The organism is Streptomyces sp. NPDC017890 (genome assembly GCF_044328675.1).
In the GTDB taxonomy this organism is placed as follows: Bacteria; Actinomycetota; Actinomycetes; order Streptomycetales; family Streptomycetaceae; genus Streptomyces.
This window is the reverse complement of record NZ_JBIRHU010000028.1, coordinates 1-14,771: the sequence shown is the minus strand read 5'-3', so window position 1 is coordinate 14,771 and position 14,771 is coordinate 1. Positions and strand designations below refer to the sequence as shown.

The window sequence follows — 14,771 nt, the reverse complement described above, 5'->3', positions numbered from 1 at the left end:
GGGGACGCATACTCGGGGGGTGACCGCGTACGAGCCCGCCGGTGCCCCCGGCCCCGGCCCTGCCCCCGGCTCCGTGCCGGGCGCGGACCTCGCCGGGTACGACGCCGTCGTGCTCGCCGGCGGGGCCGCCCGGCGGCTCGGCGGCGCGGACAAGCCCGGCCTCCGTGTGGGCGGGCGCGCGCTGCTGGACCGGGTGCTCGCCGCCTGCGCCGGAGCGCGGACCACCGTCGTCGTCGCCGACCACCGCCCCACCGCCCGCCCGGTGGCCTGGGCGCGCGAGGACCCGCCCGGCGGTGGACCGCTCGCCGCCCTCGCCGCCGGCCTCGGGCACACCACGGAGGAGCGCGTCGTGGTGGTCTCCGCCGACCTGCCGTTCCTCACCGGACCCACCGTCCGACGACTGCTGTCGGCCCTCACCGCGAGCGACTCCGACGGAGTGCTGCTCACCGACGCCGACGGCCGCGACCAGCCCCTCGTCGCCGCCTACCGTGCGTCCGCGCTGCGCCGCGAACTCACCGCGCTCACCCGGGACCGGGCAGACCTCACCGGGCTGCCCCTGCGCCGCCTGACCGGCGCCCTCCGTCTCACCCGCGTCCCCGACGCCGTCGCCTCCTTCGACTGCGACACCTGGGACGACATCGCCACCGCAAGGGCACGCATCAGGGAGCATGGTCACGTGTTGGATGAATGGATCACCGCAGCCAAGGACGAGTTGGGCATCGACCTCGACGTCGACACCGGCGTCCTGCTCGACCTCGCGCGCGACGCCGCCCACGGGGTGGCCAGGCCCGCGGCCCCGCTGACCACCTTCCTCGTCGGCTACGCGGCCGGACGGACCGGGGGAGGCCCCGAGGCCGTCGCCGAGGCCGCCCGGAAGGCCGCGGCCCTCGCTCAGCGCTGGGCCCAGGAGGCCGCCGACGCCGGGTCCGCTCCCCCGGCGGGCAAGCCGGACGTGGCTCCCGACGCCACCCCCGACACCCGCCCGGACGCGTGATGTCCTCCCCCGGCACACGGGCCGACGAGGAAGCCGACGACCTGGGCGTCGAGGAGGCACTGGCTCTCGTGAAGGAGAACCCCCGCCCTCCCCGCGGCGCCCATGACCACGCGTCGACACCCGCGCACCCCGAGCACCACGGCACTCACGCACCTCAGAGCCATCACGGCGCCCCGCACGGGTCCACGGAGCCCCACCACCGCGCGACCCCCTGGCCCGAAGCCCGGGCCACCGCCGAGCGCGCCGCCCGCGCCGCCGCCCGTGCCGCCCGCCGCGCCCCGGTCTCCGTGCCCCTCGACGCGGCCCTCGGCCTCACCCTCGCCGCGCCCCTCACCGCCCTCACCGACCTGCCCTCCTTCGACACCTCCGCGATGGACGGCTGGGCCGTCGCCGGGCCGGGCCCCTGGACGGTGCGCGACGAGGGCGTCCTGGCCGGACACGGGGAACCCGCCCCCCTCACCGACGGCTACGCCGTCCGGATCGCCACCGGCGCACGCGTCCCCCTGGACACCACCGCCGTACTGCGCACCGAGCACGGCCGCACCGACGGCAGGGACCGGCTGCAGGCGACCCGTGAGGTCGCGCACGGCCAGGACATCCGCCTGCGCGGCCAGGAGTGCCGCAGCGGCGACCAGTTGCTGCCCGTCGGCACTCTGGCGACCCCGGTCGTACTGGGCCTCGCGGCAGCCGCCGGTTACGACACCCTCACCGCGGTCCCCCGCCCCCGCGTCGACGTACTCGTCCTCGGCGACGAACTGCTCACCGAGGGACTCCCGCACGACGGCCTCATCCGGGACGCGCTCGGCCCGATGCTGCCGCCCTGGCTGCGGGCCCTGGGCGCCGAGGTCCGCGTGGTCCGCCGGATCGGCGACGACGCCAAGGCCCTGCAACGTGCCGTCACGACCTCCACGGCCGACCTGATCGTCACGACCGGCGGTACCGCCGCGGGCCCCGTCGACCACGTTCACCCTGTTCTGCGCCGGGTCGGCGCCGAACTCCTCGTGGACGGCGTCCGGGTACGCCCCGGTCATCCCATGCTGCTGGCACGCCTCGAGGACGGCCGGCACCTCGTCGGTCTGCCCGGCAACCCCCTCGCCGCCGTCTCCGGGCTGCTCACGCTCGCCGAGCCGCTGCTGCGCACCCTCGCCGCCCGCCCGGCCCCGGAGCCGTACGCGCTGCCGCTGCGGGACGCGGTGCACGGGCACCCGCACGACACCCGGCTCGTCCCCGTCGTCCTGCGCGGCGACGACGCCGTGCCGCTGCGCTACAACGGTCCCGCCATGCTGCGCGGCATCGCGGCCGCCGATGCCCTGGCCGTCGTACCCCCGGGCGGTGCGCGTCCGGGACAGGGGGCCGAAGTGCTCGACCTGCCCTGGGCCACCGGCGGAATCGGAGTGTGTTTCACGTGAAACTTCCGGGCCAGGACGCGATCGCCCGCCAGGCGGACGAACACCTCGTGACCCATCGGGTGAAACTCCCGAGGAAGCTGGTGGAGCACCCGATCCGCCAGGTCACCAAAAGGCTTTCCACGGCCCTTCTGGTCCTGTTGGTGACCGCCGTCATCGTCTACGCCGACCACGACGGCTACAACGACAACTCCGACGGTTCCGTCGACCTCCTCGACGCCTTCTACTACGCCACCGTCACCCTCTCCACCACCGGGTACGGCGACATCACGCCCGTCAGCGACGCGGCCCGGCTGACCAACATCTTCGTCGTCACGCCGCTGCGCGTGATGTTCCTGATCATCCTGGTCGGTACCACCCTGGAAGCCCTCACCGAGCGCACTCGGGAGGAGTGGCGCCTGAACCGCTGGAGGTCCACCTTGCGCGATCACACCGTCGTCGTCGGCTTCGGCACCAAAGGACGGTCGGCGATCCAGACCGTCTGCGCGACCGGCCTGCGCAAGGAGCAGGTCGTGGTGGTCGACCCCAGCGGGAAGGCCATCGAGGCCGCGACGGCCCACGGCTACGCGGGGGTGATCGGGGACGCGACGCGCAGCGACGTGCTGAACCGCGCCGAGGTGTACCGGGCGAGGCAGATCATCATCGCCACCCAGCGCGACGACACGGCCGTACTGGTGACGCTGACGGCCCGGCAGCTCAACCGCGGCGCGAAGATCGTGGTCGCGGTCCGCGAGGAGGAGAACGCGCCGCTGCTGAAGCAGTCCGGAGCCGACGCCGTGATCACCAGTGCCAGCGCGGCGGGCCGCCTTCTCGGCCTCTCCGTGCTCAGCCCCGCCGCCGGCATGGTCATGGAGGACCTCATCAGCCAGGGCAGCGGGCTCGACCTCGTCGAGCGGCCGGTCATAAAGGCCGAGGTGGGCAGGAGTCCGCGCGAGACGGACGACCTGGTGGTGAGCGTCGTGCGCGGGCACCGGGTGCTCGGCTACGACGATCCGTCCCTCGGCGGCCTGGAGCTGGCGGACCGCCTGATCACGATCGTGCGGGCGACGCCGAGCACCCAGGTGGCCCCCGACGCCCGGCCGCTGCCCCGCGACTGACGGGGCGCCGATGCCGTACCGAGTGCGGAAGGGCTACTTGCGGTTGTAGAGACGCATGGTGACCGGGCCGAAGACCAGCAGGAACAGGCCCGCCCAGCCCAGCGTCCAGCCGATCTCCGCGCCCGGCCAGTCGCCCGCCATCAGCCCGCGCACCGCGGACGCCAGGTGGGTGATCGGGCTGTTGTTGACGAACACCTGCAGCCAGCCCGGCATGGTCTTCGGGTCGACGAAGACGTTGGACAGGAAGGTGAGCGGGAAGATCACCATCATGCTGACGCTCATCACCGACTTCTCGGTGCGCAGCATCAGCCCGAACATCGTCCAGATCCACGAGAAGGCGAACGAGAACACCAGCAGCAGCGCGATCCCGGCGACCACGCCGCCGAGCCCGCCGTCGGGGCGGTACCCGAGCAGCAGGCCGACGGCGAGCATCACGACGGACGCGATGGTGTAGCGCAGGGCGTCACCGAGCAGGTAGCCGACCATCGCCGAGGGCCGCCAGATCGGCAGCGAGCGGAAGCGGTCGAAGACGCCCTTCTCGATGTCGACGTTCACCGAGATCCCGGTGTACATCGTGATCATCACGACCGACATCACGAGGATGCCCGGCAGCACGAACTGGATGTAGTCGCTCGGCGAACCCGCCAGCGCACCGCCGAAGAGGTACGTGAACATCAACAGGTTCATGATCGGGAAGGCGGTGACGTCGAAGAGCTGCTCCGGCACGTGCTTGATCTTGAGGATCGCGCGCCATCCGAACGTCAGGGACGTGGACAGGGCGCTGGGCCGTGGCGGGCGCTCCTTGGCGACCAGGAGGGCCGCCAGCGACTCGGTGCTGACCGGGGAGAGTTCCTTGCTCTCGGTGCTCGCGGCCGTGCTCATGCCGCCACCTCGTCCTTCGCGTCGGGGCCGGTGTCGGTTCCGGTGCTCTGGCCGGTGTCGTGCCCGGTGAGCGCCAGGAAGACCTCGTCGAGGCTGGGCTGCCCCAGCGAGAAGTTGTCGACGGTGATGCCGGCCCGGGCCAGCTCGCCGAGTGCCCGGGCGGCCTGGTCGGCGGCCGCGTCACCGGCAGACGCCCCCAGGCGGGCGGTCAGAGCGACCGGGTCGTGCTCCAGCTGGACCTCGGCGACCAGCAGGTCGCGCAGCACCCGCTCGGCCTCCGGCCGCTGGTCGGGGTCCCGCAGCCGCAGATGGACGGAGCCGGCGCCGACGGACGCCTTCAGCTCGCCCTTGGTGCCCTCCGCGATCACCTTTCCCTTGTCGATCACGGCGATGCGGGAGGCCAGCTGGTCGGCCTCGTCCAGGTACTGCGTGGTCAGCAGCACGGTCGTGCCCTGGGCGACGACCGCGCGCACGATGTCCCACACCTGGTTGCGGCTGCGCGGGTCGAGTCCGGTCGTCGGCTCGTCGAGGAAGAGCAGATCGGGCGTGTTGAGGATGGACGCGGCGATGTCGATGCGCCGCCGCATGCCGCCGGAGTAGTGCTTGACCTGCTTCGCCGCCGCTTCCGTCAGCCCGAAGGCCGCCAGCAGCTGCTCGCCCCGCTGCCGCGCGGCCGTCTTGCCGTGCCCGAGGAGGCGGCCCAGCAGGACCAGGTTCTCGGTGCCGGTGAGGTCCTCGTCTACGGACGCGTACTGCCCGGTGAGGCTCACCCGGCTGCGCACCTCGTCCGCCTCGCGTACGACGTCGTGGCCGAAGACGTGGGCCTGGCCGCCGTCCGGTCGCAGCAGGGTGGCGAGCATCTTCACCACGGTGGTCTTGCCGGCGCCGTTCGGGCCGAGGACGCCGTAGACCGTGCCGGCGGGCACCGCGAGGTCCACCCCGTCCACGGCCCGGGTCTCACCGAACGTCTTCACCAGTCCCGCGGTCTCGATCGCGAGGCCGGACGTGTGCGTGCTCATCGGGGTCCTTCCGCGTTCTCGGATTACGCATGGGAAGACCTCCACCGTCGCGCAAACTCATCGGTCGCGCACAGGGATTTCCCCGTGGACGGTCCCGAAGACGGAGGGCACTCCGACCGGGGACCCAGGTGGAGGGGCCCGGCCACGGGCGGAGGAGTAGCGTCGCTCTCATGCATGCGATCACGATTTCCGAACCCGGAGGCCCCGAGGCGCTGGTCTGGGCCGAGGTCCCCGATCCGGTGCCCGGCGAGGGCGAGGTCCTGGTCGAGGTGACGGCCAGCGCCGTCAACCGCGCCGACATCATGCAGCGCCAGGGCTTCTACGATCCCCCGCCCGGCGCCTCCCCCTACCCCGGCCTGGAGTGCTCCGGGCGCGTCGCCGCACTCGGCACGGGCGTGTCCGGCTGGTCCGTCGGGGACGAGGTGTGCGCGCTGCTCGGAGGCGGAGGTTACGCCGAGAAGGTCGTCGTTCCGGCCGGTCAGCTGCTGCCGGTTCCGCAGGGCATCGACGTCAAGCGGGCGGCGGCGCTGCCCGAGGTGGTCTGCACCGTCTGGTCGAACGTCTTCATGGTCGCCCAGCTGCGCCCCGGCGAGACGCTCCTCGTGCACGGAGGTTCCAGCGGCATCGGCACCATGGCGATCCAGCTCGCCAAGGCCGTCGGCGCGAAGGTCGCCGTGACGGCGGGCACCAAGGAGAAGCTGGAGCGCTGCGCCGAGCTGGGCGCCGACATCCTGGTCAACTACCGCGAGCAGGACTTCGTCGCCGAGGTGAAGGAGGCGACGGGCGGCGCGGGCGCCGACGTCATCCTCGACAACATGGGCGCCAAGTACCTGGACCGCAACGTCCGGGCCCTCGCCGTCAACGGCCGGCTCGCGATCATCGGTATGCAGGGGGGCCGGAAGGGCGAGCTGGACATCGGCACGCTCCTGGCCAAGCGCGCGGCGGTCAGCGCGACGTCGCTGCGTGCCCGTCCGGCGGAGGAGAAGGCGGCCATCGTGGCGGCCGTACGCGAGCACGTCTGGCCGCTGCTCGCGGGGGGTCACGTCCGTCCGATCGTCGACCGCGAACTCCCGATGAGCGACGCCGCCGCCGCCCACCGGGTCGTGGAGGAGAGCGGGCACATCGGCAAGGTGCTGCTGCTCGCCCCGTAGCGGAGGCGTGTGTCAGCCCCGGCGCAGGCGGAGGCCGACGAAGGCCAGGGCCAGGCCGAGACCGATGAGGACCAGCCCGCTGCCCAGGGGCAGGACCCGGACCACGGGATCGGTGGCGTCCCCGGCGTGCGTGCCAGCCCGGGGCTCGGACCGGGACGGGGTCGCGGAGGGCACCAGGGCGGCCTCCCCGGGCGGCACCGCGGTGTCCGGACCGTCGAGGACGTCCTCGCCGCCGTACACGTCCGCTCTGTGACGCGTGATCTCGTCCGCGCCGCGCCGCTCCGGTTCCCGTTCCTCGGGCCGTCCGGGGCGCTGCCGCCCTTCGCCCGGCCGGCTCCCCGCCCGGGAGGGTTCCGGGTCGGCCGCCGGGCCGTCGGACGCCGAGGGAGAGGGGGACGGGGAGGGCGTCGCGGAGCCGCGCGCCGCGCTGCCCGCCGGGCCGGACTTCTCGGCGGTCGGGGAAGCGGGGCCGCCGTCCGGTCTGTCGGGCTCGTCACGACCGTCGGGTCGTTGGGGGCGCTCGTGACCGCCCCGCCCGTCGTTGCCGCCGGATCCGTGCCCGTCGTGACCGCTGGATCCGTGCCCGTCGTGACCGCTGGATCCGTGCTCGTCGTGACCGCTGGATCCGTGCTCGTCGTGACCGCCGGAGCCGTCCGGGTCGGCAGCAGTCCCCGGTACCCGAGCGGGATCCGGCACGGAAGGCGACGGGGCCGCGGCGGCCACCACCGTCGTGGGCCCGACAGCCACCACGGTCGCGGACTCGGCGCCCGCCACCGTCGCGCCCCCGACGCCGTACGCCACATCCACCCCCCACGGCGACACCGAAGTGCTCACCCCCACAATCCCCAGAGCCCCCACCAGTCCCGTCGCTCGCAGTGCGCGCAGCAATGGAGTCACGCCCGTGACCCCCTCCCGGTGATAATCCAGTCGGAGAAATCGACGGAACAAGCCTCACATCCACCCGCTACACCGGCATTCCGGACTGGGCCGAATGCGATGGATCACGTTTCTCCGGGGGCACCACCCGATCGAGGCGTACGGGTACGAGAGAATGGCGGGCATGGAGATGCCGAGGAACGACAGGTCGCCGGAGAACCCCCAGATCCTGGTCGTCGGCCAGGACGGAATGGCGCTGGGCGGCGGCGGAGACGACGACTCCCGCGAGATCCCGGTGACCGAGCAGGTGGAACAGCCCGCCAAGGTCATGCGGATCGGCAGCATGATCAAGCAGCTGTTGGAGGAGGTGCGCGTCGCGCCCCTGGACGAGGCGAGCCGGGCCCGGCTCAAGGAGATCCACTCCAGCTCGGTGAAGGAGCTGGAGGACGGGCTGGCTCCGGAGCTGGTCGAGGAGCTGGAGCGGCTGTCCCTGCCCTTCACGGACGACGTCACCCCGACCGACGCCGAGCTGCGGATCGCGCAGGCCCAGCTGGTCGGCTGGCTGGAGGGTCTCTTCCACGGCATCCAGACCACGCTGTTCGCCCAGCAGATGGCCGCGCGGGCCCAGCTGGAGCAGATGCGCCGCGCTCTCCCGCCGGGCGTCGGTCAGGACGGCGAGGAGCCGCCCCACCCGGGCGCCCGCTCCGGCGGCCCCTACCTGTAGGAAGCCCACCGGTACCTGTGGGAGTCCCCCGGTACGTGCAGGAGTCCCCCTGGGGCCACAACCGGCCACCGACAGCACGAAGGGCCCGGCAGCACCTGCTGCCGGGCCCTTCGCCGTACGCCGGGCCCCGGGACCGGGGCCCCGGGGCCCACGCTCATGCGGACGGCGGCTTGCCCGTCGATACCTTGAGCTGGATCGTCGGCATGTTCTCGGGGTCGACGTCCGTACCGGGCGTGGGGAACTGGTCGCGGACCGAGCCCTCCCCGTAGGTGTTCTCGTCGACCTCCACGACCTCCATCGGCCAGCCGACGGCGTTGAAGCACTCCTTGACCGAGCCGATGTACTTGAACGTGAAGTCCGGTACCTCGATCATGTCGGGGTCGTTGTACGCCTCCCGGGGCTCCGTGCAGGTGTCCTTCTCGATCGTCTTCGTCTTGTCCGGCCCGCGGTAGCCCGGCACCTCCGAGGCCGGCGTGGAGGCGCCGGCCGTGGCTTCTCCGCCCTTGGCGTCGTCCCCGCCGTTGTCCATCGTCAGCGCGCCGATCAGACCGCCGGCCACCAGGACGGCGGCCGCGATCGAGCCGATGATCACCATCTTGTTGCTCTTGCCGCCGCCCGGTGACCCGGACGCCGGGGTGGAGGGCGTGAGGTTGTACGGAGGCGGCGTTTGCGCGCCCTGGTACTGCTGCGGCAGCTGGTGCTGCTGCGACGCGTACGGCGACGCGGCCGGGGCCTGGTAGCCGCCCTGCTGCGGGTAGCCGTACGCGGCGGATGGCGGGGTGCCGAAGGGACCGGGACCCGGACCCTGGTTCGGCGTCGGCTCGTACGGCGTCTGGACGGGACCCGTGGGCGCGGGGCCGGCCTGGTCGACCGGCGGGAACACCGCGGAGCCGACGCCCGCGCCGCTCGGCGTGTGCGCGCCGGGCACGATGCTCGGCGGGGCCGCGTGGAAGGAGGCCGCCACGCGCAGGCACTCGTCCCGCATCGCCTCGGAGCTGGGGAAACGCTCGTTCGGGTTCTTCTTCAGCGCGCGGGCCACCAGCGCGTCCACGGCCGGCGGCAGGGCGCGGTTGACGGACGACGGAGCCACCGGCTCCTCCTGCACGTGCGCGTACGCGATGGCCAGCGGCGAATCCGCCTCGAACGGCAGGCGCCCGGTGACCAGCTGGAACAGCATGATGCCGACCGAGTACAGGTCGGAGCGGGCGTCCACACCGCGGCCGAGTGCCTGCTCCGGCGAGAGGTACTGCGGGGTGCCGACGACCATGCCGGTCTGCGTCATCGAGGTCACGCCGGACTGCATGGCGCGGGCGATGCCGAAGTCCATCACCTTGACCACGCCGCGCTTGGTCATCATCACGTTGCCCGGCTTGATGTCCCGGTGGACCAGGCCCATCTCGTGGCTGATCTCGAGGGCCGCCAGGACGTCCGCGGTGATCTGCAGCGCCTTGTCGGCGGGCATCGCGCCGTGCTGCCGGACGTCCTCGTCGAGTACCGAGCCGAGCGGCCGGCCCTCGACGTACTCCATGACGATGTACGGCGTCGTCATGCCACCGAGGTCGTCCTCGCCGGTGTCGAAGACGGAGACGATGTTGGTGTGCGTGAGCTTGGCCACGGCCTGGGCCTCGCGGCGGAAGCGCTCGCGGAAGGCCTGTTCCCGGCCCAGCTCGGTGTGCAGTGTCTTGATCGCGACCTGTCGGTCCAGCACCGAGTCGTACGCCAGGTGCACGGAGGCCATGCCGCCCTCGCCGAGCAAGTCGCGCAGCTGGTAGCGGCCGCCGGCGAGCGCCCGCCCCGCGTACCGGCCCTGTCCGGCGTCCTGGCTCATGTCTCTGCGTCCCCCGTAGGCGCCGCGGCGCCGGTGGCGGCAGCACGCGCGCTCGTGATCGATAGTGCTATTCCCGGCCAAGTCTGCCCCAGGGCACCGACACGTCAAGCGCGGTGCCCGTTCCGTGACCGTACGCGAAGGAAGCGTCGCGGAAGCGTTACAGCCGGCGTACCGCCGGTACACAGAATTTGCACGAGAGTACGGAACCAGGGTTTCATGACCGGTCCGTCTCGATGCCGGTCCCGGCGCCCATCTCGGACCGGAGGCCAGCGCGGAGGCTGTAGCGTGGCCGACGGAGACCGTAACAACACCGCGCGCACCGCGGGCAGAAACGACGGCGAGGACTGATGGCACAGCAGCAGCGCGCCCAGGGCCCGTCCGAACCCGAGGCATCTGGCGGCGGTATGTCTGACGCGCCGGAGAACTGGGGCAACGGCGGATTGGTCGGCGACGGCCGGTACCGGCTGACCCGCAGACTCGGGCGTGGCGGCATGGCCGAGGTGTTCGCCGCCGAGGACGTCCGCCTCGGACGCACCGTGGCGGTCAAGCTGCTGCGCGCCGACCTCGCCGAGGATCCGGTCTCCAAGGCGCGCTTCACACGCGAGGCACAGTCGGTGGCCGGGCTCAACCACCATGCCATCGTGGCCGTGTACGACTCCGGCGAGGACTTCGTCGGCGGCCAGTCCGTGCCGTACATCGTGATGGAGATCGTCGAGGGCCGCACCATCCGCGACCTCCTCCTCAACGCCGAGGCGCCCGGCCCCGAGCAGGCGCTGATCATCGTCTCCGGTGTCCTGGAGGCCCTCGCCTACTCCCACCAGCACGGCATCGTGCACCGCGACATCAAGCCGGCCAACGTGATCATCACCAACGCCGGCGCGGTGAAGGTGATGGACTTCGGCATCGCGCGCGCCCTGCACGGCGCCCAGTCGACGATGACGCAGACCGGCATGGTCATGGGCACCCCGCAGTACCTCTCCCCGGAGCAGGCCCTCGGCAAGGCCGTCGACCACCGCTCCGACCTGTACGCGACGGGCTGCCTGCTCTACGAACTTCTCGCGCTGCGTCCGCCGTTCACCGGCGAGACCCCGCTGTCGGTGGTCTACCAGCACGTCCAGGACATCCCGACGCCGCCGTCCGAGGTCTCCGACGCGACGCCGCCGGAGCTCGACGGCCTGGTGATGCGCTCGCTGGCCAAGGAGCCCGACGACCGTTTCCAGACCGCGGAGGAGATGCGCGGCCTGGTCCAGTACGGCCTGCAGATGCTGTACGAGCAGGGTGGCCACACCGGCACCTGGAACACCGGCCCGGTCGCCGCGCACGACGGGCGGCACACTCCCGCGGCCGGCCTCGCGGGTACCTCGGTACTGCCGCACCCCGACCACGGCTCGGGCACCACGCAGATCCCCCAGCCGATCCTGCCGAACGGCTACGGCGGGGGCTACGGCGACGACGGTGGCTTCGAGGGCAACGGCAACAAGGGCAGCGGCCGCGGCAAGCTGTGGATCCTGGCCGTTCTCGCGGTGATCGCCGTCGCCGCGGGCGTCGCGCTGGCCCTGAACAACGGCGACGGCGGCAAAGTCGGCCCCGAAACGGACAAGAGCCCGTCGGCGACCACCTCGCAGAGCGCCGGCAGCGAATCGCCCAGCTCGTCGCCCAGCGACGAGGAGACGCAGGAGACCACCGACCCGGGCACGGAGCAGGACGGCGGCGGGGGAGGCACGGGCGACGGGGACTGGGACCGGCCCTACACGCCGTCGTACTCGCCCTCGTATACCGCGACGGACGACCCGACCGGCGAGCCGACCGACGGCCAGACGCAGCCGTCCACGCCGACGGACGGTGGTGAGCCGACCGGTGGTGGTGAGCCGACCGGTGGTGGTGAGCCGACCGGTGGTGGTGAGCCGACCGGTGGTGGTGAGCCGACGGGCGGCGCGACCGGCGCCCCGGGCGGCGAAGGGGACGACGGCTGATCCGGACCGCTCCCCACGCGCGCGTGCGACCCGAACCCGGGCTCCACGCGCGCGTCGCGTTTTCGGACGTTCACAGGGAGCCCAGGTTGGCCGCGCCGTAAGCGACGACGATCCCGGCGCACACCCGGTGGTACCCGCAGCCCCTGGGCATGCGCGGCAGGACCCGGCCGTCGGCCGAGATGTGCCGCGCGACGGCGAGGAAGGGCAGGGCGCGCATGCTGGTGGCCGCCCGGCCGCGGGCGGTGCGGCCGGGCAGGCCGACGGCGAGCTGTTCGTCGGGGGGCATGGCCCTCACTGCGCGGGAGCGGAGGGGACGGGGACGGAGTCGCCCGGCCCGGCAGGAAGGGACGCAGGTCCCGGACGGGCCCGTGCCCGGCCACTGCGGACCCGCCCTGCGTTTCAGCGGTTCTCGGCCTGTAGCCGTGCCACGAAGGCGGCGGCCTGCGAGCGCCGCCGCATGTCGAGCTTGGCCAGCAGACTCGACACGTAGTTCTTGATCGTCTTCTCGGCGAGGTGCAGCTGCTCGCCGATCGCACGGTTGGTCAGGCCCTCGCCGATCAGCTCCAGGATGCGCCGCTCCTGTTCGGTCAGACGGGCGAGCCGGTCGTCGCTCGGGGGGCCGCCGGCGCGCAGCCGCTCCAGCACGCGCGCGGTGGCCGCCGGATCGAGCAGGGACTTGCCTCCGGCCACTTCCCGTACGGCGCTCAGCAGCTCGGCGCCCCGGATGTCCTTGAGGACGTACCCGGAGGCGCCCGCCATGATCGCGTCGAACAGGGCTTCGTCGTCCGCGAAGGAGGTCAGCATGAGGCACCGGACGGACTCGTCCCGCGAACGGATCTCGCGGCACACCTCGACGCCGCTGCCGTCCGGCAGCCGGACGTCCAGCACCGCCACGTCCGGACGGGCGGCCGGGACCCGGGCGAGCGCTTCGGCCGCCGTGCCGGCCTCGCCCACCACCTCGATGTCGGCCTCGCCCGCGAGCAGATCGTGCACCCCCCGGCGGACGACCTCGTGGTCGTCGAGGAGGAATACCCGGATTTTTCCGTCTTCGCGCACGCGGTCAGTGTCACACACCAACCCTTCCCGTGCCCGGGGTGGCCGGGATAACGTGCCGTTGTTCCGGCCCCCTGCGAGGCTGTGACCAGTAAAACTTCCGCACTTCGCCGATTTACTTGGAAATCCGAGTAAAAACGCAGGTCAGGAGGGGTTTCACAGAAATGTGGAGCACTGGGTAACGTGCTGTTCGCAGGGCGCTCGCCGGGGCACCTGTCACGCCTGTTCCCGACCGGGCCGCACCCACCCTCGTGCGACCGCCGGGCCGCAGGTGAGCCGCACTGGCTTCCGGCGAACCCGGGGGCCGGACCGACGGAGGAGCACACGTGACCGAGAGCACTGCCGCGCGCAAGCCGCGACGCAGCGCCGGAGGCAAGGCGACCGGTACCACCGGCACCAAGGCCGCGACCACCGGTGCCAAGCGCACCACTCGCAAGACCGGCACCGCTGCCGCGAAGGGCTCCGGGACGGAGCTGGTGCAGCTGCTGACGCCCGAGGGCGAACGGGTCGAGAACGCGGCCTACGCCGAGTACGCCCAGTACGTTGCCGACATCACCCCCGACGAGCTGCGCGGCCTGTACCGCGACATGGTGCTCACCCGGCGTTTCGACGCCGAGGCCACCGCCCTGCAGCGTCAGGGCGAGCTGGGTCTGTGGGCCTCGCTGCTGGGGCAGGAGGCCGCCCAGATCGGCTCCGGCCGGGCCACCCGCGAGGACGACTACGTCTTCCCGACCTACCGCGAGCACGGCGTCGCCTGGTGCCGCGGGGTGGATCCGACCAACCTGCTCGGCATGTTCCGCGGCGTGAACAACGGCGGCTGGGACCCCAACAGCAACAACTTCCACCTGTACACCATCGTCATCGGTTCGCAGGCGCTGCACGCCACGGGCTACGCGATGGGCGTGGCCAAGGACGGCGCGGACTCCGCCGTGATCGCCTACTTCGGCGACGGCGCCTCCAGCCAGGGCGACGTGAGCGAGGCGTTCAACTTCGCGGCTGTGTACAACGCCCCGGTGGTGTTCTTCTGCCAGAACAACCAGTGGGCGATCTCCGAGTCGAACGAGAAGCAGACCCGGGTGCCGCTCTACCAGCGTGCCCAGGGCTTCGGCTTCCCCGGCGTCCGTGTCGACGGCAACGACGCGCTGGCCTGTCTCGCGGTCACCCGGTGGGCGCTGGAGCGGGCGCGGCGCGGTGAGGGCCCGGCGCTGATCGAGGCGTACACGTACCGCATGGGCGCCCACACCACCTCGGACGACCCCTCCCGCTACCGGCACGACGACGAGCGGGCCGCCTGGGAGGCGAAGGACCCGATCCTGCGCCTTCGCCGCTTCCTGGAGTCCGCAAACCACGCGGACGAGGGATTCTTCGCGGAACTGGAGGCGGAGAGCCAGGCGTTGGGCAAACGAGTGCGCGAGGTGGTCCGTGCCATGCCGGACCCGGACCGTTTCGCCATCTTCGAGAACGTGTACGCGGACGGGCACGCGCTCGTCGACGAGGAGCGGGCCCGGTTCGCCGCCTACCAGGCGTCGTTCGCCGAGGCAGAGGGGGTCTGACATGGCTGCGGAATCCGTGACCGGCAGGAAGATGGCGCTGGCCAAGGCGATCAACGAGTCGTTGCGGCGGGCGCTGGACTCGGACCCCAAGGTCCTGATCATGGGTGAGGACGTCGGCAAGCTCGGTGGTGTCTTCCGGGTGACCGACGGTCTGCAGAAGGACTTCGGTGAGGACCGGGTCATCGACACCCCGCTGGCCGAGTCCGGCATCGTCG

The 14,771-nt window shown here is 72.3% G+C and carries 12 protein-coding genes and 2 pseudogenes; 8 read left to right on the top strand and 6 right to left on the bottom strand.

Annotated elements, in window-relative coordinates; genetic code table 11:
* The first annotated feature begins 19 nt into the window (after positions 1-19).
* Genes ACH4F2_RS30145 through ACH4F2_RS30135 form a run of 3 tightly spaced genes read left to right on the top strand, consistent with a single transcriptional unit; the run spans position 20 to position 3,497 of the window.
* Entirely contained in the window at positions 20-994 is a 975-nt protein-coding gene (locus ACH4F2_RS30145; RefSeq protein ID WP_398135919.1) for an NTP transferase domain-containing protein, read from the top strand.
* A complete protein-coding gene (locus tag ACH4F2_RS30140; protein ID WP_398135918.1) occupies positions 994-2,403 on the top strand; it encodes a molybdopterin molybdotransferase MoeA in 1,410 nt (469 codons plus the stop codon). Before ACH4F2_RS30145 ends, ACH4F2_RS30140 begins: the two co-directional genes overlap by 1 nt.
* Entirely contained in the window at positions 2,400-3,497 is a 1,098-nt protein-coding gene (locus ACH4F2_RS30135) for a potassium channel family protein (RefSeq protein ID WP_398135917.1), read from the top strand. The genes ACH4F2_RS30140 and ACH4F2_RS30135 overlap by 4 nt, the downstream gene beginning before the upstream one ends.
* Positions 3,498-3,530: 33 nt before the next feature.
* Here ACH4F2_RS30135 and ACH4F2_RS30130 read toward each other — a convergent pair whose 3' ends face one another.
* Positions 3,531-4,379, bottom strand: coding sequence for an ABC transporter permease (locus ACH4F2_RS30130; protein WP_398135916.1), 849 nt, complete (start codon positions 4,377-4,379; stop codon positions 3,531-3,533).
* Positions 4,376-5,398 carry an ATP-binding cassette domain-containing protein gene (locus ACH4F2_RS30125; RefSeq protein ID WP_398135915.1) on the bottom strand — a complete coding sequence of 341 codons (1,023 nt, stop codon included), beginning with the start codon at positions 5,396-5,398 and terminating at the stop codon, positions 4,376-4,378. Before ACH4F2_RS30125 ends, ACH4F2_RS30130 begins: the two co-directional genes overlap by 4 nt.
* A 170-nt stretch (positions 5,399-5,568) precedes the next feature.
* Here ACH4F2_RS30125 and ACH4F2_RS30120 point away from each other — a divergent pair, with 170 nt between their 5' ends.
* Positions 5,569-6,549 (top strand): NAD(P)H-quinone oxidoreductase, encoded by a 981-nt coding sequence (locus ACH4F2_RS30120; protein WP_398135914.1) that lies wholly within the window; start codon positions 5,569-5,571, stop codon positions 6,547-6,549.
* Between the two features lie 12 nt (positions 6,550-6,561).
* On the opposite strand, the gene ACH4F2_RS30115 is transcribed toward ACH4F2_RS30120, so the two are convergent.
* Positions 6,562-7,383 carry a hypothetical protein gene (locus tag ACH4F2_RS30115; protein WP_398135913.1) on the bottom strand — a complete coding sequence of 274 codons (822 nt, stop codon included), beginning with the start codon at positions 7,381-7,383 and terminating at the stop codon, positions 6,562-6,564.
* A 226-nt stretch (positions 7,384-7,609) separates the two neighbouring features.
* Between ACH4F2_RS30115 and ACH4F2_RS30110 the strand changes: the two genes are divergently transcribed.
* The gene (locus tag ACH4F2_RS30110; protein ID WP_398135912.1) at positions 7,610-8,149 is read left to right on the top strand and encodes a bacterial proteasome activator family protein; all 540 of its coding nucleotides are present in this window, start codon (positions 7,610-7,612) and stop codon (positions 8,147-8,149) included.
* Between the two features lie 154 nt (positions 8,150-8,303).
* Here the strand turns inward: ACH4F2_RS30110 and ACH4F2_RS30105 are convergent, their stop codons facing one another.
* Complete coding sequence (locus ACH4F2_RS30105; RefSeq protein WP_398135911.1) at positions 8,304-9,977, bottom strand: protein kinase; 1,674 nt, start codon at positions 9,975-9,977, stop codon at positions 8,304-8,306.
* Between the two features lie 347 nt (positions 9,978-10,324).
* Here ACH4F2_RS30105 and ACH4F2_RS30100 point away from each other — a divergent pair, with 347 nt between their 5' ends.
* The gene (locus ACH4F2_RS30100) at positions 10,325-11,950 is read left to right on the top strand and encodes a protein kinase (protein WP_398135910.1); all 1,626 of its coding nucleotides are present in this window, start codon (positions 10,325-10,327) and stop codon (positions 11,948-11,950) included.
* 76 nt (positions 11,951-12,026) lie between these two features.
* Here ACH4F2_RS30100 and ACH4F2_RS30095 read toward each other — a convergent pair.
* Together ACH4F2_RS30095 and ACH4F2_RS30090 are read right to left on the bottom strand one after the other, a co-directional pair.
* Positions 12,027-12,236: pseudogene (locus tag ACH4F2_RS30095) on the bottom strand (pyridoxamine 5'-phosphate oxidase family protein); the annotation flags it as partial.
* Between the two features lie 113 nt (positions 12,237-12,349).
* Positions 12,350-13,006, bottom strand: coding sequence for a response regulator (locus tag ACH4F2_RS30090; protein WP_398135909.1), 657 nt, complete (start codon positions 13,004-13,006; stop codon positions 12,350-12,352).
* Between the two features lie 323 nt (positions 13,007-13,329).
* Between ACH4F2_RS30090 and pdhA the strand changes: the two genes are divergently transcribed.
* A complete protein-coding gene (pdhA, locus tag ACH4F2_RS30085; RefSeq protein WP_398135908.1) occupies positions 13,330-14,556 on the top strand; it encodes a pyruvate dehydrogenase (acetyl-transferring) E1 component subunit alpha in 1,227 nt (408 codons plus the stop codon).
* Positions 14,557-14,587: 31 nt separating this feature from the next.
* Positions 14,588-14,771 (top strand): annotated as a pseudogene (locus ACH4F2_RS30080) (alpha-ketoacid dehydrogenase subunit beta); the annotation flags it as partial.

Coding starts and splice junctions, on each gene's coding strand:
- ACH4F2_RS30140 (WP_398135918.1), top strand. CDS start 994: ATGTCCTCCCCCGGCACACGGGCCGACGAGGAAGCCGACGACCTGGGC.
- ACH4F2_RS30130 (WP_398135916.1), bottom strand. CDS start 4,379: ATGAGCACGGCCGCGAGCACCGAGAGCAAGGAACTCTCCCCGGTCAGC.
- ACH4F2_RS30125 (WP_398135915.1), bottom strand. CDS start 5,398: ATGAGCACGCACACGTCCGGCCTCGCGATCGAGACCGCGGGACTGGTG.
- ACH4F2_RS30120 (WP_398135914.1), top strand. CDS start 5,569: ATGCATGCGATCACGATTTCCGAACCCGGAGGCCCCGAGGCGCTGGTC.
- ACH4F2_RS30110 (WP_398135912.1), top strand. CDS start 7,610: ATGGAGATGCCGAGGAACGACAGGTCGCCGGAGAACCCCCAGATCCTG.
- ACH4F2_RS30105 (WP_398135911.1), bottom strand. CDS start 9,977: ATGAGCCAGGACGCCGGACAGGGCCGGTACGCGGGGCGGGCGCTCGCC.
- ACH4F2_RS30100 (WP_398135910.1), top strand. CDS start 10,325: ATGGCACAGCAGCAGCGCGCCCAGGGCCCGTCCGAACCCGAGGCATCT.